A 22,552-nucleotide genomic window follows, 5' to 3' on the forward strand; every position below is an offset into this window, starting at 1 on the left:
GAGCATGGCTCGGCACTACAGGACTGCTTGAAACAGATAAGCCCCGGGAAACCGGGGCTTATCTGTTTCTGTGGCCTTGAAATCACTTTCCGGGAATGCGCTAAAGCTCCCCGAAAACCTGCCGTTATTGGTATCAGCAGCGGTGCTACGGCTCCTACACCCGCCCCACTGCACCCAGTACCGGCCAGGTGATGTGCCGGACCAAACGCAAAACAGGAAGCCCGAATCATGGCACAAGTCATCAACACCAACATCATGTCGCTCAACGCCCAGCGTAACCTGGGTACCAGCGGCTCCAGCCTGGCCACCTCGATCCAGCGCCTGTCCTCGGGCCTGCGCATCAACAGCGCCAAGGACGACGCCGCCGGTCTGGCAATCTCCGAGCGCTTCAGCACCCAGGTCCGCGGCATGGACCAGGCTGCCCGCAACGCCAACGACGGCATCTCGATGGCACAGACCGCCGAAGGCGCGCTGACCGAAATCGGCAGCAACCTGCAGCGTATCCGCGACCTGTCGGTGCAGTCGCGCAACGCCACCAACTCTGATTCCGACCGTCAGGCACTGAACGCCGAAGTTCAGCTGCTGAAGGCTGAAATCCAGCGCGTCTCCGAGCAGACCAACTTCAACGGCACCAAGCTGCTGGATGGTTCGTTCCAGGCACAGTCGTTCCAGATTGGCGCCGACCAGGGCCAGACCATCGATATCGCCCAGATCGCCAACGCCAGCATCAAGGACTTGGGCAACTGGAATAAGGTTGATACCGCAGCAACAATGAGCGCCTCGACGGTTCTGGGCACTGGCGGCGTGGCGGGCAGTGCAGATTACAAGCCAGCCGTAGCTACCACTTCAGGTGCTTCCGGCGCCTTCACCACGGTAACCGCAGACGCAGCTGCCCAAACGTTCACGTTGACAGTCGATGGCACCGCGGTCGTCAGCAAGACCCTTGCTGCTATCGGCGATACAGTTTCCGCTGCTGACATCGACACCGCCCTTGCAGCATCCACGATGCCAACCGGCGTCACCTACACGGGTAGCGCTGCCAAGGGCGACCTCACCTTCACGAAGGCCGACGGCAGTGCCATGACGGTCGCAGTGGCCGGCACTGCCCCCAACGCAGCGGACGCATTCGCGAATACTGCGTTCAAGACTCCCGTTACCGGCTCAGCCGTGGTAGGTACCGCACCCGTGGCTGGTACTTTCAGCGCGGGTAACTTCACCCTGACTGGCGAGAAGGGCACGACGACCATCGAGTTCGGCGCCGCCGGCAGCTCCGCACAGCGTGCCAGCGACCTGGTTAAGGCCATCAACAACCAGAGCTACAACACCGGCGTCACCGCCTCGCTGGATAAAAATGGCTCCCTCGCCCTGTCTTCGTCGCTCGGTGACATCACCGTTGGCGCAGGCACCGGCGTCCTGGCAGACCAGGTCGGTCTGACCGCAGGCACTACCAAAGCCGACGCTGCAGGCACCGCATGGAAGGCCGGCGAAGCCGCAACCGGCTTCAAGGATCTGGACATCTCCACCACCGCCGGTGCCGACAACGCACTGAACGCAATGGACGCTGCCCTGAACACCATCAACTCGGCCCGTGCCGATCTGGGTGCGGTGCAGAATCGCTTCACCTCGGTGGTTGCCAACCTGAACACCTCCTCGGAGAACATGTCGGCCGCACGTAGCCGTATCCGTGACACCGACTACGCCAAGGAAACGGCAGAACTGACCCGCACGCAGATCCTGCAGCAGGCCGGTACCGCCATGCTGGCCCAGGCCAACCAGACCAGCCAGAACGTGCTGAGCCTGCTGCGCTAATCCCGCAGGCAACATCCGGCGGCGCTGCGAAAGCATCGCCGCCAACACAAACCCCGCCCTCAACAGGCGGGGTTTGTTGTTATGAAGGACCAGAAACGCACCTGTAGGAGCAGCTTCAGCCGCGAAGCAGAACAACGCCCAGATCGCCGCGCCAAAGGCACTGCAGATCACGCGGCATCATTCGTACCACGCGTTTCGCGACCAAGGTCGCTCCTACCGACACTCCCCCTACTCTGCTGGCACGCCACTTGCAGCTCCCCGCGCGACCACCCGGCTAAAGCTGTCCTGCCGCGTGCCGATATCTGGGATGACTGCGGTGCAGCCGTCCCCTTGCCGCAAGAGGAATTCACATGTCTTTATCCGCCGTCGGCTCTGGCCTCGACATCCCGACCATCGTTGCGCAGCTGGTGGCCGCCGAACGTGCGCCTTCGGCCAACCGCATCAATACCCAGGGAACTGCTGCCACCGCCAAACTTTCGGCGCTGGGCAGCATCAAAAGCTCACTCAGCGGCCTGCAGACCGCGATGGAAGCCATGGGCAAGGCGGCAGACACCCGTGCGTTCAAAACGTCGGTGCCGGAAAAAAGTGGATTCAGCGCCACCATCGTTACCGATCCGGCAACCGGCAAAACACTGGCCGCTGCGGGCAGCTACAACATTGAAGTGGTCAGCCTGGCCCAGCCACAGAAACTCAGCTCGGGCGCCTATAAAGCGGACGACGTGGTCGGCGATGGCAAGCTGTCCATCGGCTGGGGCGAAGAATCCATCTCGGTCGATATCGCATCCGGCAGCACCCTGACCAGCATCGCGGCAGCCATCAACAGCGCTGCCGGCGGCAAGGGCGTGAACGCCACGGTCATTACGGCCAATGATGGTCAGCATCTGGTGCTCAACGCCGTCAACTCCGGCACCGATGGCGCCCTCACGGTGAGCGCCAGCGGCGGCGATGGCGGCCTTTCCGCGCTCAGCTGGGACGGCACCAGTGGCGGCCTGTCCCAGACCAGCGTTCCCACCAATGCTCACGTACGCGTGGACGGCTTTGACCGCGAATCCAGCAGCAACAGCATCAGCGACATCATTGCCGGGGTAACCCTGGACCTGACCAAGGCTGAGGCGGGCACCACAACAGCGCTGACCATTACGCAGAACAACGAGCCGCTGAAAACCGCGATGCAGGCGTTTGTCACCGCGTACAACGCCTCGATCAGCCTGTTGAAGACATCCAGCGCTTACGACGCGGAGAAAGACAAGGCCTCTGTCCTCACCGGTGACTCAATGGTGCGCGGCATGCAGCAGCAGCTGCGCGGCCAGCTAAGTGCCAATGTCATTGACCTCAAGGAACTGGGCCTGACCGTCACCAAGGACGGCACGTTATCCCTGGATGCCAGCACCTTCGACAAGGCAATTGCCAAGAACCCGGCAGCCGCAGAGAGGCTGGTCGGCAAGAGCGGCAACCTCTACGAAGGCATGAACAGCATTCTCAAGAGCAACCTGGACAGTGGCACCGGCACGCTGGTGCAACGCACCGACGCGCTCAACAAAGAGATAAAGACGCTGGAAAAGCAGCTGGATGATCTGGATGCACGCATGGAAAAGATCTCAGTGCGTTACACCGCACAGTTCACCGCAATGGACGCCATGGTCGCGCGGATGCAGAGCACCAGTGATTACTTGACCCAACAACTTGCCGGGATGGCCAAGTAATCACCACTGATCGCTCAAGCCAGCGACGTTGATGGCCGATAGAGAATCAAGCGACATACACGATGTATCGGCAGTCATCTTCACTGCGCGAACACCAGGAGATTGAGTACATGTACGGCACCAACCGCAATTTCGCCGAGCAATATCGCCAGATTGGCGTCTCCACGCGGGTGGTGGATGCCGATCCGCACAAGCTGGTTTCCCTGCTGCTGGAAGGTGCCAACGAGCGCATGCGTCGCGCCGAAGCCTTTCTGGCACAAGGGGATCAGGCCCTGAAAGGCAAAGCCATCGGTGAAGCCTGCGCCATCGTCGGCCACCTCAACGGCTCACTTGACCATGCCGCCGGCGGTGAAGTTGCTGGAAATCTGTCCGCGCTCTACGACTACATCGTGCAACGTTTGACCGAAGCCAATCTCAATAACGACGTCAACGCGCTGCAGGAATCGCTTTCTTTGCTGGGCGAGATTGAATCGGCATGGAACGCAATTCCGATTGAGCAGCGCAGCCATCCGGTCGCCAACGGAGCCTGAAATGCCCATTGACCACAACGCCATGCTGCAGGCCCTGCAGGCTGATCTGGAATCGCTCAAGAACGCCATCAGCAGTGAAGATCACCCGCTGGCCGAGCGCATCGTCAATGATCATGACGCACGCCTGCGTGCCTACATCCAGGCACATGATGTGGCAGAGCAACTGCCCGCCTTGCAGCAGCTGCAGGAACAGCAGCAGACCCTGATCGCTCGCATGCGGGAACTGCGCGATGAAGCCGCCACTCATCTGCGCCACGAGCGACAGTCGGCTCGCGCCGTCAACGCCTACCAACAAGCCGGCACCCTGCCATGACTCCGGCCAGCCTCTCGCATCCTGCCGAAGCGGAGTTGTTTGACGACACGCTGAGTTGTGACGTCACGCTGCCGGTGGTGTTTGAGGCCGGCGCCAGCGTGGTGCGCCCGGGCGCGTCGGAGATGCTCCTGCGCAGTGTTGCGTTGGTGGAGGATTCGCGTGGCGGTGACGATAGCGAGGAGCGCGCCGAGAGCAGCGCGCAGCTGCAGCGTCTGGAAGCACGCATGGATCTGACCCTGGTGCTGCTTGGTCGCCTGATGCAGCAATCCAACGCCGCATTGCCGATGCGGCCGTTGCGCTGGTCGCGACACGGTCTGCGTATTGATCTGGAACAGGCCAGCGACGTGTCACCGGGCACCGCCGGTGTGGTGAAGCTGCAGCCGGCCGAATGGCTGCCCGACAACATCGAACTGCCGGTCGTGGTACTCGCACAGACAGGTACAGCCGGCGGTTTTCATCTGTGGTTGCGGCTGCACAACCCCAGCGAAGCACTCGGTTCAGCACTGGAAAAGCACCTGTTCCGCCTGCATCGCCGTCAAATTGCCGACAGCCGACGTAATCGCTGAAACAACCGGTACTTTTGGCCTGCTGGCGCCTGCCCGCCCGCTCCGTTAAGGTGCTGCATTCCATCGAGTTAACTCATTCCGTGCGCGTTCTGATCGTTGACGACCACACATTGGTGCGGGCCGGTTTAACCCGGTTGCTGCAGTCGTTCGACGGTATCGAAGTCGTCGCCGAAGCCAGCAATGCCGAGCAGGCGCTGGAGATGGCGTTGTTCCATGTGCCGGACCTGATCTTGATGGATCTGTCGCTGCCGGGACGCAGCGGACTGGAAGCACTGAGCGACATCCGTGAGCGCATCCCGCACGCACGCGCGGTAATCATGTCCATGCACGACGACGCCGCACATGTGCGCGATGCACTGGATCGCGGTGCGGTTGGCTTTCTGGTCAAGGATGCGGCGCCAGCCGAGCTGGAACTGGCGCTGCGCGCGGCCCATGCCGGCCAATTGTTCCTGAGCCCGCAGATCTCGGCCAAGATGCTGGCCCCGCTGCTGACACGCGCCCGGCCGACCGGGATCGCCGCCCTGTCGCCGCGTCAACGGGAGATCCTGCGGTATCTGGGCAATGGCCGGACCACCAAGGAAATTGCCGCCGATCTGGGCATCAGCATCAAAACCGTGGAAACCCACCGCGCCCGAATGATGGAAGCACTGGGCTGCCGTCGCGCAAATGACCTGCTGTTGCTCGCGGTACGCCACGAAAAAGACCTGGCCTGAGCCGCAAGACGCCTCCAAAGCTGCCGGGCGTCACAAAAACGGATTTCCGTCGCTGCACCTGCAGCAATTGTTATAAATCAGTGACTTGCAATAAATATCGCTGACAATAGCGTCATATAACCGTCACCATGTAGGGAAAACCCCTACACGCCGTGGGCGCGCCAACTACATCCCTCAGGGCGCCACCTATTCCGACACTGACGGCGGCCACGCAAGATGCGTTCCACAACGCACCGGCACAGCGGTGCAATCGGGAATAACGCATGAAAACCACACTGTCCGCACAGCTGGGTCAGCAGCTCCACCTGACCCCTGCACTCCTCCAATCAATCCGCCTGTTGCAGCTCAACGGCATGCAGCTGGAGCTGGAGGTGCGACAGGCGCTGGAAAACAACCCACTGCTGGAACTGAGCGAGGAGCGCGAGGATGCCGCACCGACCACAGCCGCCGACGAAGCACAGGTTGAAACTGCCGCGTTCGACGAACTGCCCGAAAGCACCATGTGGGACATGCCCGCCGCCAGCTGGAATGGCGTAGACGACGACCACATGGCCCGCATCGCCGCCGGCGAATCCAGCGATCCGCAGCTGCGCATTCTCAACACGCTGGCACTGGAACTCGACGAAGCCGATCTCACCGTTGCCCGCTATTGGCTGGAGCAATGTGACGACGCCGGCTATCTGCAGGGCGCGCTGCCCGCCCTTACCCAGTTGGCCTGCGCGCGACTGGACCGCACCAGCGCCGATGTTGAAGCAGTCCGCCAGCGCCTGCTGCATGGCGAGCCAGCCGGCATGGCGGCGGTTGATCTGCGCGAATGCCTGCTCGCACAGTTGGTCGCGTTGCCGGGCCGCGTGCCCGCCCGTCATCTGGCGGTGCGCTTGCTGGATGCCGACGTCCAGCTGCTGGCCAACCACGACCTGCCGGCGTTGGCGCAGGCGCTGGATGCCGAAGTAGACGACGTCCGTGAAGCCTTCCGCCTGGTGTTGTCGCTGCAGCCGCGTCCGGGTGAAACCCTGTTGCCGCAGCAGGAAGTGGCGGTCATTCCTGACGTGGTTGCCTGGCACGCCGATGGCCTGTGGCGGGTGGCACTCAACCCGGCGACCACGCCGCGTATCGGCATCAACGCCAGCTACGAGCGCGTGGTCGCCGACAGCGCGGGTGAAGCCGCTCAGCCGCTGCGCGAACTGCTGCAGGAAGCGCGCTGGCTGACCCGGGGTTTGTCGATGCGCTACGACACCTTGCTGCGCACCGCGCGGGTCATCATCGAACGCCAGGCCGCATTTCTGGTCAACGGCGAAGAGGCAATGGCGCCGCTGACCCTGAAAGAAGTGGCCGACATCATCGGCATGCACGAATCCACCGTCTCGCGCATCACCTCGGGCAAATACCTGCAGACCCCGCGCGGCACCTTTGAGCTGAAGCACTTCTTCGCAGTAAGGCTGGAAGGCGCCAGCGTCTCCGGGCAGGCAGTCAAGGCGATGGTCAAGCGTTTGATCGATTCCGAACCGGCGGCGCGTCCGTTGGCCGACGAAGCCATCGCCGGCTTGCTCGCACGCCAAGGGGTGAACATTGCACGTCGCACCGTCGCAAAATACCGCGAACAGCTTGATATCGCCCCGGCCCGCGAACGCCGCCGTTGCAACGCCAAGCCCCAGCTGGCCCGTGTGGGCTGAAACCAAGGATTCCCATGAGCAAGCTCACTGTTTTGCTGGTCGACGACCATGAAGGCTTCATCAACGCGGCCATGCGCCATTTCCGCAAGATCGACTGGCTGCAGGTAGTTGGTAGCGCCGCCAACGGGCTGGAAGCGATCGAGCGTTCGGAATCGCTGCGCCCACAGGTGGTGTTGATGGACCTGGCCATGCCGGAAATGGGCGGGCTGCAGGCCACGCGCCTGATCAAGAGTCAGGACGATGCGCCCTATATCGTCATCGCCAGCCACTTCGACGATTCCGAACACCGCGAGCACGCATTGCGTGCCGGTGCCGACAACTTCGTCAGCAAACTGTCGTACATCCAGGAGGTCATGCCGATCCTGGAAACACTGAAGGACCCGAGTCATGAGTGAATCGCGCATTCTGGTCATCGATGCCGATGCCATACGTGCAGAGCGCACCATCGCGCTGCTGGAGTTCATGGATTTCAATCCGCGCTGGGTCAGCGAAGCACAGGACATCGACACCCGTCGCCATCGCGCCAACGATTGGATGGCGATCGTGGTCGGCGGACTGGAAGATGCCGACCGTGCCGCCGGCTTCTTCAACTGGCTGGCTGCCGCTTCGCTGCCGCCGCCGATTCTGCTGGCCGACAGCGATCCGCTGGCGTTCTCGCGCCACTACGGCCTGCACGAAGCCAATGTCTGGCCGCTGGAACAGCCCATGCGCCACACGCAGGTGGAAGCACTGCTGCGTCGCGCCAGCCTCAAGCGTCTGGATGCCGAGCACCAGGCCGGCAACAACGACGACACCGGCCCGACCGGCCACAGCCCGGCCGTCACCGAGCTGCGCCAGTTGATCGAGCAGGTCGCCAATTTCGACACCACCGTGCTGGTGCTGGGCGAATCGGGCACCGGCAAGGAAGTGGTGTCACGCGCCATCCACCAGCGTTCGCCGCGCCGCGATGGCGCGTTTGTGGCGATCAACTGCGGTGCGATTCCGCCTGATCTCCTCGAAAGCGAACTGTTTGGCCATGAGAAAGGCGCGTTCACCGGCGCACTGAGTGCACGCAAGGGCCGCTTTGAAATGGCTGAAGGCGGCACCCTGCTGCTGGACGAAATCGGCGACATGAGCCTGCCGATGCAGGTGAAGCTGCTGCGCGTGCTGCAGGAGCGCAGCTTTGAGCGCGTGGGCGGCAACCAGACCATCCGCTGCAATGTGCGCGTCATCGCCGCGACCCACCGCGATCTGGAAAGCCGCATCGCCGAGGGCAAATTCCGCGAGGATTTGTTCTACCGCCTCAATGTGTTTCCCATCGACGTGCCCGCCCTGCGCGAGCGCACCACCGACATCCCGGCGCTGGTGGAAACCATTGCCACGCAGCTGGCGCGCACCGGTCGTGGTGAAGTGCGCTTCACCCACGAAGCCCTGCAGGCGTTGGCCGGCTACGCATGGCCGGGCAACGTGCGCGAGCTGACCAATCTGGTCGAGCGTTTGGCCGTGCTGCATCCCAATGGTCTGGTGCGGGTGCAGGATCTACCCAGCCGCTATCGCGGAGATCAACAAGCCACGCAGGCCAGCAATGGCGACGATGAACGTCCGCTGCGGGCCATCTCGGCAAGTTCCATTTCCGCCAATTCGGTGCAGGCCAGCAACGATGCACAGGCTGCATCCACACCGGATCAAACCCACCTGCCCAGCGAAGGCCTGGACCTGCGCGATCACATGGCCAGCATCGAGCTGACCTTGATCAACGAAGCATTGGAACGTACCCAGGGCGTAGTCGCACATGCCGCTCAGCTGCTCGGTCTGCGCCGCACCACCCTGGTTGAAAAGCTGCGCAAGTACGGCATTGAACGCGAACAGCTCGACGCCACCGGTTGAGGTAGTTGTCGGCTTCTACAGGAACAGTGCAAACCGCAAGGTCGGCGCTGGTTGAGCAAACGCAGTACCCAACACGTAATGAAGCGGACGCGTGAACTTCCCCGTCCGCAGCACCGGCCCGCGCTTCAAGCGCGGCAGGTATCGCAAATCCCGATCACTGAATCCCACGGCCGGGGCGTTCGATTGAACCTCCGGCCGTCGATCCAGACCGGCATGCAGCGGCCAACACACCGCAACCGACGAACCTTCACCGCGTGGCGCCCTGCACCGGGGTCATGGCAGATACCCGCCACACGCACACACCGCCTTCCGGCCCAGAGACAGAATTCCGTCGGCACGCCGCTCTGCGGACGCCGAAACCACCGCAGTGCCGGATAAATGGCCCCGGATTCGTGGCACGCCACTTGCAAGTACGGGGATTGAAAGCTCTCTCTCTGGAATCCGTTTCGATGTCTCATTCCATTACCTCCGTTCTCTCCCAGATCCGAACCCTGCAGAGCCAGGCGTCCCAGGTTGGGCCGCTTGCCGATATGCCGCGCAGCAACGCGATCCAGGGACTGAGCGAAGGGCAGAACGTCAATGCGCCGTCGTTCAGCCAAACCCTGCAGGGCGCCATCAAGGGCGTGAACGAGGCCCAGCAGAAATCCGGGCAACTGGCCGCCGCTTTCGAGCGCGGCGAACCCGGTGCTGATCTGGCCAAGGTGATGGTCGCATCACAACAGTCCCAGCTGGCGTTCCGCGCCACCGTGGAAGTCCGCAACCGTCTCGTCCAGGCTTACCAGGACGTGATGAACATGCCGCTGTAAGGATAGAAACGCATGGCTCTCGCGCTTCCCAAAGATTCGTTGAACACCCAACAGGCCGGTGCCTGGTTCGACCGCCTGCAAAGTCTGCAGATCACCCGTCGCCTGGGCTTGATGGCGATGATTGCCGTTGCCGTTGCGGCGGGCCTGCTCGTGTTCTTCTGGGCGCAGAAGCCACCGATGATGCCGCTCTATACCGGGCTGGATCAGAAGGCGACCGCCGAGGCCACCGATCTGCTGCGCGCAGCGCAGATTCCGTTTGAACTCAATGCCAGCACCGGCGCCATCAGCGTGCCGGAAAAGAACGTGCACGACGCCCGCCTGAAGCTGGCCGGCTCCGGCCTGACCGAGAGCGGCCGCCTGGGCTTTGAAATGATGGAGCGCGACCCGGGCTTCGGCGTCAGCCAGTTCGTTGAAAGTGCGCGCTATCAGCACGCACTGGAAACCGAATTGGTGCGCACCATTTCCACCCTCCGCCCGGTGCGTGACGCCCGCGTGCATCTGGCCATTCCCAAGCCCAGTGCCTTCACTCGCCAGCGCGATGTTGCCAGCGCCTCGGTGGTGCTGGAACTGCGCGGCGGCCAGCAGTTGGAACGCAATCAGGTGGACGCCATCGTGCACATGGTCGCCTCCAGCATTCCCGACCTCGCCCCCGAGCGCGTGACGGTGGTCGACCAAAGCGGCCGCATGCTCACCATTGCCGACCCCAACAGCGACGCCGCACTCAACGCTGCGCAGTTCGATCAGGTGCGTCGTCTGGAAGGCTCGTACAACCAACGCATCCGCGAACTGCTGGAGCCGATGGCCGGCGCCGGCCGGGTCAATCCCGAAGTCAGCGTGGACATGGACTTCTCCGTCGTCGAGGAAGCACGCGAGCTGTACGGCGCCGAGCCGCAGAAAGTGCGCAGCGAGCAGATCAGCGAAAACTCCAGTAGCACCGCCGGCCCGCAGGGCATCCCCGGTGCGGCCAGCAACACCCCGCCCGGCCCGGCCGCAACGCCTGCGCCGGCCACCGCAGCAACGCCGACTGAGACGTCAAAGAACGCTACCCGCAACTACGAGCTGGACCGCACCCTGCAGCACACGCGTCAGCCGGCCGGCCGGGTCAAGCGTGTATCGGTTGCCGTGCTGGTCGATCACGTGCCGCGCGCCGGTGCCAACGGCAAGGTCAGCGATCAACCGTTGAGCGCGGCCGAACTGACCCGCGTCGAAGCCCTGGTCAAGCAGGCCGTGGGCTTCAGCGCCGAGCGTGGCGACACCGTGTCGGTGATGAACGCGCCGTTCGTGCGCGAATCCATTCCGGTGGAAGCCCCCAATTGGTGGGAAAACCCGCAGCTGCGCGATGCACTGCGTCTGGTGCTCGGCGCCATCGTGGTGTTGGCCTTGCTGTTTGGCGTGCTGCGCCCGGCGCTGCGCCAGATTTCCGGCCCGCCCAAGGCATTGCCGGGCACGAGCGACGACCCACTGAGCGCCGATGTTCAGGTGATGGACGACGGCACGCAGATGCCAGAGTTGGCCGCTGACCGCTTGCGTCTGGACAACGACGCCAAGCTCGCCCTGCCGGTCGATGCCTATGAAGAACGTCTGCGCATGGCGCGTGAAGCCGTGCGCACCGATTCCAAGCGCGTGGCACAGGTAGTGAAGGGTTGGGTGGCAAATGACTGATGCAGTTCCCATGACCGGCGTGCAGCGCGCCGCCGTGTTGTTGTTGTCGCTCGGCGAAACCGATGCGGCCGAAGTGCTGCGCCATATGGAACCCAAAGAGGTGCAGAAAATCGGCATCGCCATGGCCACGCTCAGCGATGTCACCCGCGAGCAGGTGCAGCAGGTGATGGACGAATTTGGCGCGCAGCTGGGCAACAAAACCTCGCTGAGTGTTGGCTCGGACGACTACATCCGCAACATGCTGGTGCAGGCGCTGGGCACGGAGAAAGCCGGCAATCTGATCGACCGCATCCTGCTCGGCCGCAACACCACCGGTCTGGATGCACTGAAGTGGATGGACCCGCGCGCCGTGGCCGATCTGGTCCGCAACGAACATCCGCAGATCATCGCCATCGTCATGGCGCATCTGGAAACCGATCAGGCAGCCGATGCGTTGAAGCTGCTGCCTGACCGCACCCGGGTTGATGTACTGCTGCGCATCGCCACGCTGGACGGCATTCCGCCCAATGCGTTGAACGAACTCAACGAGATCATGGAGCGCCAGTTCGCAGGCAACCAGAACCTCAAGTCGTCCAACATCGGTGGCGTGCAGTGCGCGGCCAACATCCTCAACTTCATGGACGGCGGCCAGGACCAGACCATCCTCAGTGAGATCGCGCGCATCGACGCGCCGCTGGGTAACCGCATCCAGGACCTGATGTTCGTGTTCGACGACTTGGTGGACCTGGACGACCGCGAAATGCAGCTGGTGCTGCGCGAAGTCAGCGGCGAGCGGCTCGGCCTTGCGTTGCGCGGGGCTGACATCAAGGTGCGCGACAAGATCACCCGTAACATGTCGCAGCGTGCGGCCGAAATTCTGCTCGAAGACATGGAAGCGCGCGGCCCGGTTCGCCTGTCCGACGTGGAAGGCGCACAGCGCGAAATCCTCGCCATCGTCAAACGCATGGCCGATGAAGGCACGGTCACCCTCAGCGGCAGCGCGGAGGCAATGCTGTGAACAATGCCGTCCGCTGGCATGCGCCGGATCTGAATGCAGTCGTGGCGCCGGTCGAACCGAGCGCATCCACGTTTGCATCGGACTTGATCGAAACCATCACGGCGGACGAGCCTGCCCCGCCGCCGGTGCAGTTGCCGACGCTGGAAGACGTACAGGCCATCCGCGACGCCGCGCAGGAAGAAGGCTTCCAGCAAGGTCACGCCGAAGGCTATGCGCAGGGACAAGCTGAAGTGCGCCGTCTTGTTGCGCAGATTGAGGGCATCCTCGACAACTTCAGCCGGCCGCTGGTGCGGCTGGAGAACGAAGTGGTCGGTGCACTGGGTGAGTTGTCGGTGCGCATCGCCGGCTCGCTGATTGGCCGCGCTTACGAGGCGGATCCTTCGTTGCTGTCCGAGCTGGTCAACGAAGCACTGGACACCGTCAGCGGCGCCAATCGCGACGTTGAAGTGCGCCTGCATCCGGACGACATTGCCGCACTCAGCGGCTTGCTCTCGTTGCCGGAGGGCCAGCGCCTTTCTCCCGACACCAGCTTGAGCCGGGGCGATCTGCGCGTGCACGCCGAAACCGTGCGCATCGACGGCACACTCGACGCACGCCTGCGCGCCGCCTTGAGCACGGTACTGCGTCGTGCCGGAGCCAACCCATGAGCACCGTTGAAACGCCCTCGCCCGCACCGGCCGAATGGGCCGATGCGCGCAACCTGCGCCTGGCTTCGCGGTTGGATGGAATATCGCTGGATGCCTCCGGCGGTCACGGGCTCGTCCGCGAAGGCATTCTGCGCCGCGCGGTCGGCCTGACCCTGGAAGCGGTCGGCTGCGAAGCGCCGATGGGGGCCACCTGCAAAGTCGAAATCATCGACGGTGGCTGGGTGGATGCGGAAGTCGTCGGCTTCTCCGGCGACCGCTCGTATCTGATGCCCAGCGCCGAGCTGCACGGCCTGCTGCCGAATGCGCGCGTGGTGCCGTCGTACCGGCGCAGCGGTGTGGAAGTGGGCGAAGGCCTCCTTGGCCGCGTCATCGACAGCGACGGCGTGCCGCTGGATGGCAAGGGGCCGATCCGCGCTGAGGGCAACGTCAGCATGGCTGGCGTGTCGATCAATCCGCTGGCCCGCGAGCCCATCATCCAGCCACTGGATGTCGGCGTGCGCGCGATCAACGCCTTGCTGCCGATTGGTCGCGGCCAGCGTGTCGGCTTGTTCGCTGGCTCCGGTGTCGGTAAATCAACGCTGCTCGGCATGATGACCCGCTACACCTCCGCTGACGTGATCGTGGTGGGCTTGATCGGTGAACGTGGCCGCGAAGTGCGCGACTTTGTCGAAACCACGCTGGGCGAGGAAGGCCTGCGCCGCGCGGTCGTCGTCGCCAGCCCGGCCGATCGGCCGCCGCTTGCGCGTTTGCATGGTGCGTACCGCGCCACCGCCATCGCCGAGTGGTTCCGCGACCAGGGCTTGAACGTATTGCTGCTGATGGACTCGCTGACCCGCTTCGCCCAGGCCCAGCGTGAGATCGGCCTGTCCGTTGGCGAGCCGCCAACCACGCGCGGCTACCCGCCGTCGGTATTTGCCAAGCTGCCGGCCTTGGTGGAGCGCGCTGGCAACGGCGCAAAAGGCCGCGGTTCGATCACTGCGTTCTATACGGTGCTGACCGAAGGTGACGATCCGCAGGATCCCATCGCCGATGCCGCCCGCGCCATTCTTGACGGCCACATCCTGTTGTCGCGTCGTGTCGCCGACAGCGGCTTGTATCCCGCTATCGACGTGGAATCGTCGGTCAGCCGTGTGGTGCAGGACATCGCCGATGACGTGTGGCGTGCGCGCATCCGGAAACTCAAGCGCCTGGTATCGGCCTACACCGCCAACCGCGACCTGATCGCCATCGGCGCGTATCAGCGCGGCAATGACCCGGTCACCGATGAAGCGCTGGACCGTTGGCCGGAGATCATGGAATTCCTCGGTCAAGACGTACACGCCGCCGCCGACCTGGGTCACAGCCTCAACGCATTGCAACAGCTGGTAGATAAAGAGAGCGCCGCATGAGCCCTTCACGCCGCATGGATCCGCTGCTGCGCCACGCGCAGGACCGGGAAGACGAAGTTGCCAAGGAGCTGGCCGAACGCCAGCGGGCACTGGACGTTCACCAATCGCGCCTGTCCGAATTGCGCCAGTACGCCGAGGAATATGCCAACGCGCAGATGTCCACCACCAGCGCCGCGCAACTGCTCAACCGCCGCGCGTTCCTGGACCGCCTGGACAACGCCGTGGAAGCGCAGAGCAAGACCGTGGACAGCAACCGCGAACGCGTGGACGCCGAGCGCGCCCGCCTGCTGCTGGCCAGCCGCGACAAGCAGGTGCTGGAGCAGCTCGCTGCCAGCTACCGCGCCCAGGAAAAGAAAGCCGAAGACCGCCGCGACCAGCGCGAGATGGACGAGATCGGCGCCCGTCGCGTGCGGCAGGCGCAGGTGGCTGCGGCGGCAGAAGGAGACGAGGCATGAATGTGCTGAGCTCCGGCCTGTCGGTTGCTGGCAATTCCGAGGCCGGCAACGCGCCGCGTAGAAGCGGCGCCGACAGCAAGGCAAACGCCGGCTTCGACGCGCTGCTGCAGGACAAACCAGCCACGCAAAAGACCGATTCGCAGACGCAGGCAACCAACAAGGATGCGCGGCCGCCCCGCTCTTCTTCTGGCCAAAAGGAAGCCAGTCGCAGCGAGAGCGACGAGACTGCGCCGGTCGCAACAGCGAGTACGGATGAAGCAAAGCGCGTCGTTGCGGAACCGTCCGACGAAGCACCGTGGCCGCCGCTGGGTTTGTCGGCAATGCTGACGCCCGCACCGGAAGCCGCACCCACGAAGCCCACCGTGACCGCACAAGCAGCACCACAGCAGGCCAACGCCAATCTGCCAGTAGTGGGCGCCGCACTGCCGGCTTCCGCCGCCATCGCTGCGGCCAGCGAGAACGCCGAAACGGCAGCGTTGGCGTTGCCGATAGCCATCGCCCAAGCCGCCGATGAGCAGATCGGCAGCAAGCTCGATGTCGCTGAAGCACTGTCACCCAGCAACTTCGGCGCGCTGCTGCAGAACCAGACCGTACAGGATCTGCGCGCCACCGCAGCGGGCGGCAGCGCACAGGCACCGACCGCCACACCGGATATCAACAGCGGTGATTTTGACGAAACGTTTGGCGCCCGCGTCGGCTGGCTGGCAGACCAGAAGATCGGTCACGCCCACATCCGCATCACCCCGCATGACCTCGGTCTGGTGGAAGTGAAGCTGCAGTTGGACGGTGACCGCGTGCATGCCAGCTTCAGCAGCGCCAACGCCGATGTGCGCCAAGCACTGGAAAGCAGCCTGCCGCGCCTGCGCGAAATGCTGGGCGAGCAAGGCCTGCAACTGGCGCAGGCCGACGTCGGCCAGCAGCCTTCGTCGCAACAACAGAGTGGCGATGGCCAATCCACCGCTGGCAGCGGGTTCGGCAACGGCCAGGAATCCGGCGTCGATATGCCGACACCCAGCAGCCAGACCCTGCGCATGCGCGGGCTGCTGGATGCGTACGCCTGAGCGGAAGACATCCCCCTCTTCCGCCCTTCGGGCACCTTCTCCCGCAAGGGGAGAAGGGAAAGGCTCGACTGCTGCGTTGATGTAAGGCGCTCAGCCTCTGCATCGCCACATAGCGTCTTCGGTCGATCAGATGCGTGCGTCGCAAGGAAATGCGCGCTCTACCACGAAGAACAAAGCACCTCCTCTTTAGCCTTTATGGCGCTTTCTCTCGCAAAGGAAGATGCGAAGATCCGGACGCTTCATGACAGCGCCGGTCCCGAGAGCGGCTTGCGATCCAATCGCTCCTCTGCCCGCTGCCCTCTGCCCTCACTGTCCTCCTTGGGTCCTGCGAAGGCCGGCGCAAAACGGAAGAAGGGAAGCGATGAGATGTCACCCCAACTCCACCGCCGCAGCCACCACATCCGCATCTCCCGGCAGCACCAGCAACGCCGCACCGGCCAGCGGTGTGTAGGTATCGGCACCGGTCACGCGGCGCAGCGGCAGGTTACCCAGCCCGGCTTCGACCAAGGCGGTGATCACGCCCTCGCCCACGCCTGCACTGTGCCGGCCTTCGTCCACCACGATGATCCGCTTGGCGCCCTTGGCCTGTTCTGCAATCCAGGCATCGTTGAGCGGCACCAGCCAACGCAGGTCGATCACGCGCACCTTCCAGCCCTGCGTCTGCTCGATGCTGCGTGCAGCACGCAGGCTCATCGGCACGCCGTTGCCGTAGCTGAAGATCACCAGATCATCATTGCCCTCGCCGTACACGCGACCTTCGCCCAGCGCGATGCTCTGCCCGGGCGCCGGATACGGGAACAGCCATTGGCCATCACCGGCTTCATGCAGATCCTTGGTCATGTACAGCGCGATGGGCTCCAGAAAAATGCACACGCGCCCGTCCACCTTGGCCAACGCCGCAAGGGTACGCAGCATCGCTGCTGCGTCATCACCGCGCGTTGGGCAGCCGACTACCAGCCCCGGAATATCGCGGATGGCGGTGATCGAGTTGTCGTTGTGGAAGTGCCCGCCAAAGCCCTTCTGGTAACCCAGCCCGGCAATGCGGATCAGCATCGGGTTGCGGTACTGATCGTTGGAGAAGAACTGCAGTGAGCAGGCCTCGCCGCGCACCTGATCCACCGCGTTGTGCAGGTAGGCCAGATACTGGATCTCCGGCAGCGGCAGCAGGCCCATGTTGGCGAAGCCCTGGGCCATGCCGAGGATCATCGTTTCATCCAACAAGGTGTTGAACACCCGGCGCGGGCCGAACGCTTTCTGCAGGCCCTTGGTCACCGTGTAGACGCCGCCCTTCTGCGCCACGTCCTCGCCAAACAGCAACGACTCCGGGTACTTGCAGAACAGTTCGTGCAGGCCTTGGTTGATCTGGACGGCCAGATGCTTGGGCGGTTGGTTCTCTGGCAAGGCCGCTTCGCTGCCGAACACCTGCAGACGACGCTCTCTGTAGTCCGCACGATTGGCTTCGGCCTGCACCTTCTCCGGTGTGTAGGGCGCCAGCGGCGTCATCACGTCCTGCAGGCTGGTCAGACGCGGACGCTGGTCAGCCGCTTCGGCCGCCTCGAAGCATCGCTTACGCGTGTGTTCGTACAGCGCCAGCACTTCTTCGCTGTCCATCAAGCCGGATTCCACCGCAATCTGCGCCGAGCGCAGCAACGGATCGCCCGCTTCCACCGCGCACAGTTCTTCCAGTGCGCGCCATTCAATTTCGAAATCGGTGCCGGCGTGGCCCATCAAACGCGTGGTGCGCAGATGCAGAAACGTTGGCCGGCGGGTGCGACGGCAATGCTCGACGGCGCGTTGCACGTCGGCATAGCCATTGGCCAGGTCCAGGCCGTCCGCATGGAAGTAGTCCAGACCGGGACGATGGCGGAAGCTCTCGGCGATCCAACCTTCCGGCGTTTTCACCGAAATGCCGATGCCGTTGTCCTCGCACACGAACAACACCGGCGCCGGCAGTTTCTGGAAGCTGCTCCACGCGGCGGCATTGAACGCGGTCTGCGCGGTGGCGTGATTGGCCGAGGCGTCGCCAAACGAGCAGATTGCGATGCTGTCATCGGGAATCGGCAAGCCATGACCCAGCCGCTTGCCCGCTTCCACCGCCATCGCCGTGCCCAGCGCCTTGGGCAGGTGCGAGGCGATGGTCGAAGTCTGCGGCAACACCCACAACGGCTTGCTGCCCCACACCTTGTGGCGGCCGCCGCTGGCCGGGTCGTCCTTGCTGGCGGCAAACGACAGCGCCGAATCCATCACCGGGTCCATGCCCGGCAGCTTGCGGAAACGCTCGGCCATGAAACCGCCGGAGCGGTAATGCAGGAATGCCGGATCGGTATGCCGGGTGGCGCGGGCCACCATCGCATTGCCTTCGTGACCGGACGAACCAATCGTGTAGAAAACCTTGTTCTGTACCCGCAGCACGCGCGCCATCAAATCCAGGTGGCGGCTGATCAACTGCGACTCGAACAACTCACGGAACCCCTTCGCATCCAGCGCGCTACCGGGCAATACCGGCGCGGAATCCTGCGGGCCTGCATCTGGCCCCCGCCCCAAACTTTTAACGTGATCAATGAAATTGGTATCGCAGATCTCAGCGCGGTTCAGGCCTTTCATGCGGGCCGGAATGGGATGGGGTACACGAGCAAACATGCAGACAGACTCCACAAGGCAAGCGGTGATTTCAGGGATGGGATTCAGCGTGAAGCAGCAAGGCGGGCCTGCACCTCCGCAGTGGGCGTGGGCATCGGCGTATAGCCGGCCTGCTCACGCACGCGCTGCAACCAGCGCTGCAACGCGGGATAGCCCGACAACGCCAAACCTGCGTCTTCGGCCACGGCGGTATAGGCATGGAGCGCGATATCGGCGATGCCGTAATGCGGCCCGGTAAACCAGTCGTGCGCGGTCAGATGCTGTTCCATGACCGCCAATGCTTGATGGCCGCGTTCGCGCAGCCGCGGCAGCTCATCGCGACGTGGCGAATCCATCGGCGTCCAACCGCAGATGAAGCGCGCCACCGCGATATACGGCTCATGGCTGTATTGCTCGAAGAACATCCACGACAGCGCTTGCGCACGCTGCCAGCCATCAGTCGGCAGGAACGGCGTGCCTTCGGCCAGCCAGAACAGGATTGCATTGGATTCGGTGAGCACGCGGCCGTCGTTCCGCCGCACCAACGGCACCTTGCCGTTGGGATTCATCGCAAGGAATTCCGGCGTGTGGGTCTGTCCGGCGGCGCTATCTACCTCACACCATTCGTAGCGCGTGCCCAGTTGTTCCAGCAGCAATCGCACCTTGTGGCAATTGCCCGACGTGGACATGCCATACACCGTCAACGCAGCCCCAGAGTTACTCACTGAACCGGTTCTCCCGTCTGCCGCGATGGCAGATGACGGCGCCCATTTGACCGGAATCCAAGCGACGGGGTAAAGCTGCAATCGCAGCAAAACTGCGCGCTGTTACGCCGGCCCGAGGCGGTGTTCGACGGTGGCTTTCCGAGTAAAGCCATTTGCCGAGCATGGCTCGGCACTACTTATGCAGCGCTTAGCGCCGACTGGCCTGCCATTGCGCACGCGATTGCCCCCAGACATCCACCAGCACTTCATTCGGTGGCGGCAGATGCGTGCTGCGCAGGATGCTCGAACCCAACTTGCGTGCGACCACCTGTGAGTTGCCGTTATCCGGCGCGATGGTGTGAATGACCTCGTTCCAGCCCAGCGTATCGAACGCCCAGTCGATGGTTGCGCGCGCCGCCTCCGGTGCATAACCCCGGCCCCAGAATTCCGAGGCGATGCTCCAACCCACCTCGGTGCCCGGCCAACCGTAGGGCTGCCACGGACCAACGCGCCCTATCCAGCGACCGCTGCTTTTTTCGATCACCGAAAACATCGAATAGCCCAGCAGCTGCCAGCTGCCCACCAACCCGGCCAGGCTTCGCCACGCCACCGGCTTGGCCTGCACACCGCCCAGATGCTGCATCGTGACGGGATCGGCACAAAACGCCGCGAAGGCATCGAAATCCTGCAGTGCAGGCGGACGCAGCAGCAGACGTTCGGTTTCCAGCCGCAGGTCGAAGATGCTCATACGTTGCGTGCTCCGTTGTTGGGGGAAGTAACGCTAGCACTTACCGTCCAAAGCTCTACCCCTCCCCAACCCTCTCCTCCGCTGCGCGCAAGGGAGGGGGTGATTCCTGCCACCTGATAATTGGCAGCGGATGCCGCTTTCGCCCCCTCCCTTTGGCAAAGCCAAGGGGAGGCGTGCTTCTAAACACACGCCCAAAACGCAGAAGACCGGCTTTCGCCGGCCTTCCACTTACCCACCAAACACCACCAGTTACTGGCGGTTGCTATTCCCTGCAGCCGAAGCCGTCTGGGTCACGATCTGGCCGTCCAACACCGGCAGGCGATCACTGGCCGGACGGTTGTCCATGCGTACGGTCTTTTCCTGGCCGTCATAACGGTAGGTCACGTCGTAACCAATGGTCTGGTCCGCATTGCCCAACGACACACGCTCGCCCGGCTTGCTGTCCATGCGCATGGTGCCGGTGCTGCCGTCGGGCTTGCGATAGGTGACGTTGTAGCCGGTGATGCGGCTGGATTCAGCGGTGCGCTGCTCGGTATGGCATTGGCGCTCGGTACGGTTGACCACACGGCCACCGACGTGACGCTTGTCGACCTGGTTACCGATCACACCACCCGCTGCGGCACCAATGGCGGTCGCCGCCTTCTTGCCGTTGCCGCCGCCCACCTGGTTGCCCAGCAGGCCACCGATCACCGCACCGGCCACCGTGCCGCCGACGTTGCCGTCGCGCTCGGGCAGACGCTCCTGCACCACCACGTCTTCGCAGACTTCATGCGGGGTGCTGGTGCTGGAGCTTTCGCGAATCGGATCGCTGCTGGTCACGGTGCCGTAAATGCGCTCCTTCTGGGTCACGGGAGCAACCTTGAGCACGTCGGCATATTCCAGCTTGTTGCCGGTGGCCACGACCGCATCGGTCGCCGCATCGTCGGCCTGCAGCGCGCCGTCCACGACCGGCATCGGCGTATCCGTCGCTGGCAGCGTGGTGGCCTTGTCACGGCCCTGCATGAAGGCGGCAGTGGCGATACCGCCGACCAGCAATGCGCCGGTGGCCACCAAAATGGTTGTTGTTGTGCTCTTCATAAGGGGCTCCCAGCGGCCTGACCGCGTTCTGATATGGGGCGATTCCAGCACGAACAAGCTGAACAGAGGCCAGTATCTCTGGCGTACATCTATCGAAAATGGCTCGGCCGTCGCAATATCAGCGCTGTTGCTCCTCCCTTCCACAGGATTTGCCATGTCCCTGATGCTGACTCCGCTCCTGGATTGGGCTCGCAAGCTGCGCTACCCCACCTTGTTCAAGATCACTGCAGCCTTGTTTGTTATCAGCATGGTTGTTTTCCCAGATCCCGTCCCGTTCATAGACGAACTCCTGTTCGGCCTTGGCACCGTACTGCTGGCCAACTGGAAGCGTCGCAAAGACCCCATCACCGCGCCGCCCGCCCTACCCCGCAAGCGCTGATCCGTGCAGCTGGTAGACAGCCATTGCCACCTCGATGCCGACGCGTTCGACATCGACCGTGACGCAGTAGTCGCCCGTGCCCATGCGGCCGGCGTACAGCAGCAGGTCGTCCCGGCTATCACCGCGGCCAGCTGGCCCAAGCTGCAGCAGGTGTGTGCCGCCAGCCCAGGCTTGTTCCCGGCCTATGGCCTGCACCCGATGTTTCTCTCCGAACACCGCGACGAACATCTGCCGTTGCTGCGGGAATGGATCGAACGCGAGTCACCGGCCGCCATCGGTGAATGCGGGCTGGATTTCTTTGTCGAAGACCTCGACCCCGAACGGCAACGTTTCTTCTTCCAGGGCCAGCTGGATCTGGCGCGCGAGTTCCAGTTGCCACTGGTCGTGCATGCGCGTCGCGCGGTGGACGAGGTGATTCTGCGCATCCGCCAGACCGGCCAATTGCGCGGCGTGGTGCACAGTTTTTCCGGCAGCCCGGAGCAGGCCCAGCAGCTATGGAAACTGGGTTTCATGATTGGCCTGGGCGGGCCACTGACCTACCCGCGCGCCAATCGCCTGCGCACCTTGGTCGCACAGATGCCACTGGAATATCTGCTGCTGGAAACCGATGCGCCGGATCAACCCGATGCCGGCATTCGCGGTCAACGCAACGAACCCGCACGACTGGCCGCCATTCTGGAAACCGTGGCCGAGCTGCGCGGGGAAACCCCTGTCGCCATCGCCGCACAGACCAGTGCCAATGCGCGGCGCCTGTTTGGTATGCCCGCAACGTAGGGAGCGACCTTGGTCGCGAAGCCCGCAGCGCCACGGGCACCGACGCTGCAAGCAATGACACA

Annotated in this window: 22 protein-coding genes and 1 pseudogene; 19 read left to right on the forward strand and 4 right to left on the reverse strand. The window is 63.5% G+C overall.

The features are described from left to right. Positions 1-228: 228 nt before the first annotated feature. The 17 genes and pseudogenes from ACREP4_RS00005 to ACREP4_RS00085 form a co-directional block, all read left to right on the forward strand. Positions 229-900, forward strand: a pseudogene (locus tag ACREP4_RS00005) (flagellin); the annotation flags it as partial. 180 nt (positions 901-1,080) lie between these two features. After that, entirely contained in the window at positions 1,081-1,809 is a 729-nt protein-coding gene (locus ACREP4_RS00010; RefSeq protein WP_431594751.1) for a flagellin, read from the forward strand. Between the two features lie 350 nt (positions 1,810-2,159). Next, on the forward strand, positions 2,160-3,512 hold the full coding sequence (gene fliD / locus ACREP4_RS00015) for a flagellar filament capping protein FliD (protein WP_431594166.1): 1,353 nt from the start codon (positions 2,160-2,162) through the stop codon (positions 3,510-3,512). Positions 3,513-3,622: 110 nt separating this feature from the next. Continuing rightward, a complete protein-coding gene (gene fliS / locus ACREP4_RS00020) occupies positions 3,623-4,042 on the forward strand; it encodes a flagellar export chaperone FliS (protein WP_431594167.1) in 420 nt (139 codons plus the stop codon). Between the two features lies 1 nt (position 4,043). Continuing rightward, positions 4,044-4,355, forward strand: coding sequence for a hypothetical protein (locus tag ACREP4_RS00025; protein WP_431594168.1), 312 nt, complete (start codon positions 4,044-4,046; stop codon positions 4,353-4,355). Then, the gene (locus ACREP4_RS00030; RefSeq protein WP_431594169.1) at positions 4,352-4,921 is read left to right on the forward strand and encodes a PilZ domain-containing protein; all 570 of its coding nucleotides are present in this window, start codon (positions 4,352-4,354) and stop codon (positions 4,919-4,921) included. The genes ACREP4_RS00025 and ACREP4_RS00030 overlap by 4 nt, the downstream gene beginning before the upstream one ends. Before the next feature lie 80 nt (positions 4,922-5,001). Beyond that, complete coding sequence (locus tag ACREP4_RS00035; protein WP_431594170.1) at positions 5,002-5,634, forward strand: response regulator; 633 nt, start codon at positions 5,002-5,004, stop codon at positions 5,632-5,634. Between the two features lie 263 nt (positions 5,635-5,897). Further along, positions 5,898-7,307, forward strand: a complete 1,410-nt coding sequence (rpoN, locus tag ACREP4_RS00040; RefSeq protein ID WP_431594171.1) for an RNA polymerase factor sigma-54 — start codon at positions 5,898-5,900, stop codon at positions 7,305-7,307. Between the two features lie 14 nt (positions 7,308-7,321). Beyond that, positions 7,322-7,702 (forward strand): response regulator, encoded by a 381-nt coding sequence (locus tag ACREP4_RS00045; RefSeq protein ID WP_431594172.1) that lies wholly within the window; start codon positions 7,322-7,324, stop codon positions 7,700-7,702. After that, positions 7,695-9,173, forward strand: coding sequence for a sigma-54 dependent transcriptional regulator (locus tag ACREP4_RS00050; RefSeq protein ID WP_431594173.1), 1,479 nt, complete (start codon positions 7,695-7,697; stop codon positions 9,171-9,173). Before ACREP4_RS00045 ends, ACREP4_RS00050 begins: the two co-directional genes overlap by 8 nt. 449 nt (positions 9,174-9,622) lie before the next feature. Further along, positions 9,623-9,979, forward strand: a complete 357-nt coding sequence (gene fliE, locus ACREP4_RS00055; protein ID WP_431594174.1) for a flagellar hook-basal body complex protein FliE — start codon at positions 9,623-9,625, stop codon at positions 9,977-9,979. Positions 9,980-9,991: 12 nt separating this feature from the next. Next, entirely contained in the window at positions 9,992-11,641 is a 1,650-nt protein-coding gene (gene fliF / locus ACREP4_RS00060) for a flagellar basal-body MS-ring/collar protein FliF (protein ID WP_431594175.1), read from the forward strand. Positions 11,642-11,651: 10 nt separating this feature from the next. After that, on the forward strand, positions 11,652-12,638 hold the full coding sequence (gene fliG, locus ACREP4_RS00065; protein WP_431594752.1) for a flagellar motor switch protein FliG: 987 nt from the start codon (positions 11,652-11,654) through the stop codon (positions 12,636-12,638). Then, positions 12,635-13,285 carry a FliH/SctL family protein gene (locus ACREP4_RS00070; protein ID WP_431594176.1) on the forward strand — a complete coding sequence of 217 codons (651 nt, stop codon included), beginning with the start codon at positions 12,635-12,637 and terminating at the stop codon, positions 13,283-13,285. The genes fliG and ACREP4_RS00070 overlap by 4 nt, the downstream gene beginning before the upstream one ends. Then, a complete protein-coding gene (gene fliI, locus ACREP4_RS00075; RefSeq protein WP_431594177.1) occupies positions 13,282-14,673 on the forward strand; it encodes a flagellar protein export ATPase FliI in 1,392 nt (463 codons plus the stop codon). Before ACREP4_RS00070 ends, fliI begins: the two co-directional genes overlap by 4 nt. Then, complete coding sequence (gene fliJ / locus ACREP4_RS00080) at positions 14,670-15,128, forward strand: flagellar export protein FliJ (protein ID WP_431594178.1); 459 nt, start codon at positions 14,670-14,672, stop codon at positions 15,126-15,128. Before fliI ends, fliJ begins: the two co-directional genes overlap by 4 nt. After that, the gene (locus ACREP4_RS00085; RefSeq protein ID WP_431594179.1) at positions 15,125-16,189 is read left to right on the forward strand and encodes a flagellar hook-length control protein FliK; all 1,065 of its coding nucleotides are present in this window, start codon (positions 15,125-15,127) and stop codon (positions 16,187-16,189) included. Before fliJ ends, ACREP4_RS00085 begins: the two co-directional genes overlap by 4 nt. A gap of 369 nt (positions 16,190-16,558) precedes the next feature. On the opposite strand, the gene ACREP4_RS00090 is transcribed toward ACREP4_RS00085, so the two are convergent. From ACREP4_RS00090 to ACREP4_RS00105, 4 genes are all read right to left on the reverse strand, one after another. Continuing rightward, positions 16,559-18,829 (reverse strand): thiamine pyrophosphate-dependent enzyme, encoded by a 2,271-nt coding sequence (locus ACREP4_RS00090; RefSeq protein ID WP_431594180.1) that lies wholly within the window; start codon positions 18,827-18,829, stop codon positions 16,559-16,561. A gap of 44 nt (positions 18,830-18,873) precedes the next feature. Then, positions 18,874-19,533, reverse strand: coding sequence for a glutathione S-transferase family protein (locus ACREP4_RS00095; protein ID WP_431594181.1), 660 nt, complete (start codon positions 19,531-19,533; stop codon positions 18,874-18,876). Positions 19,534-19,720: 187 nt separating this feature from the next. Beyond that, positions 19,721-20,260 carry a GNAT family N-acetyltransferase gene (locus tag ACREP4_RS00100; RefSeq protein WP_431594182.1) on the reverse strand — a complete coding sequence of 180 codons (540 nt, stop codon included), beginning with the start codon at positions 20,258-20,260 and terminating at the stop codon, positions 19,721-19,723. A gap of 249 nt (positions 20,261-20,509) precedes the next feature. Next, the gene (locus ACREP4_RS00105) at positions 20,510-21,337 is read right to left on the reverse strand and encodes a glycine zipper 2TM domain-containing protein (RefSeq protein WP_431594183.1); all 828 of its coding nucleotides are present in this window, start codon (positions 21,335-21,337) and stop codon (positions 20,510-20,512) included. 154 nt (positions 21,338-21,491) lie between these two features. Between ACREP4_RS00105 and ACREP4_RS00110 the strand changes: the two genes are divergently transcribed. Together ACREP4_RS00110 and ACREP4_RS00115 are read left to right on the forward strand one after the other, a co-directional pair. Continuing rightward, on the forward strand, positions 21,492-21,716 hold the full coding sequence (locus ACREP4_RS00110) for a DUF6116 family protein (protein WP_431594184.1): 225 nt from the start codon (positions 21,492-21,494) through the stop codon (positions 21,714-21,716). Positions 21,717-21,719: 3 nt separating this feature from the next. Next, entirely contained in the window at positions 21,720-22,490 is a 771-nt protein-coding gene (locus ACREP4_RS00115) for a TatD family hydrolase (protein ID WP_431594185.1), read from the forward strand. Positions 22,491-22,552 lie beyond the last annotated feature (62 nt).

It is taken from the genome of Stenotrophomonas sp. (genome assembly GCF_050737575.1).
GTDB lineage: Bacteria > Pseudomonadota > Gammaproteobacteria > Xanthomonadales > Xanthomonadaceae > Stenotrophomonas.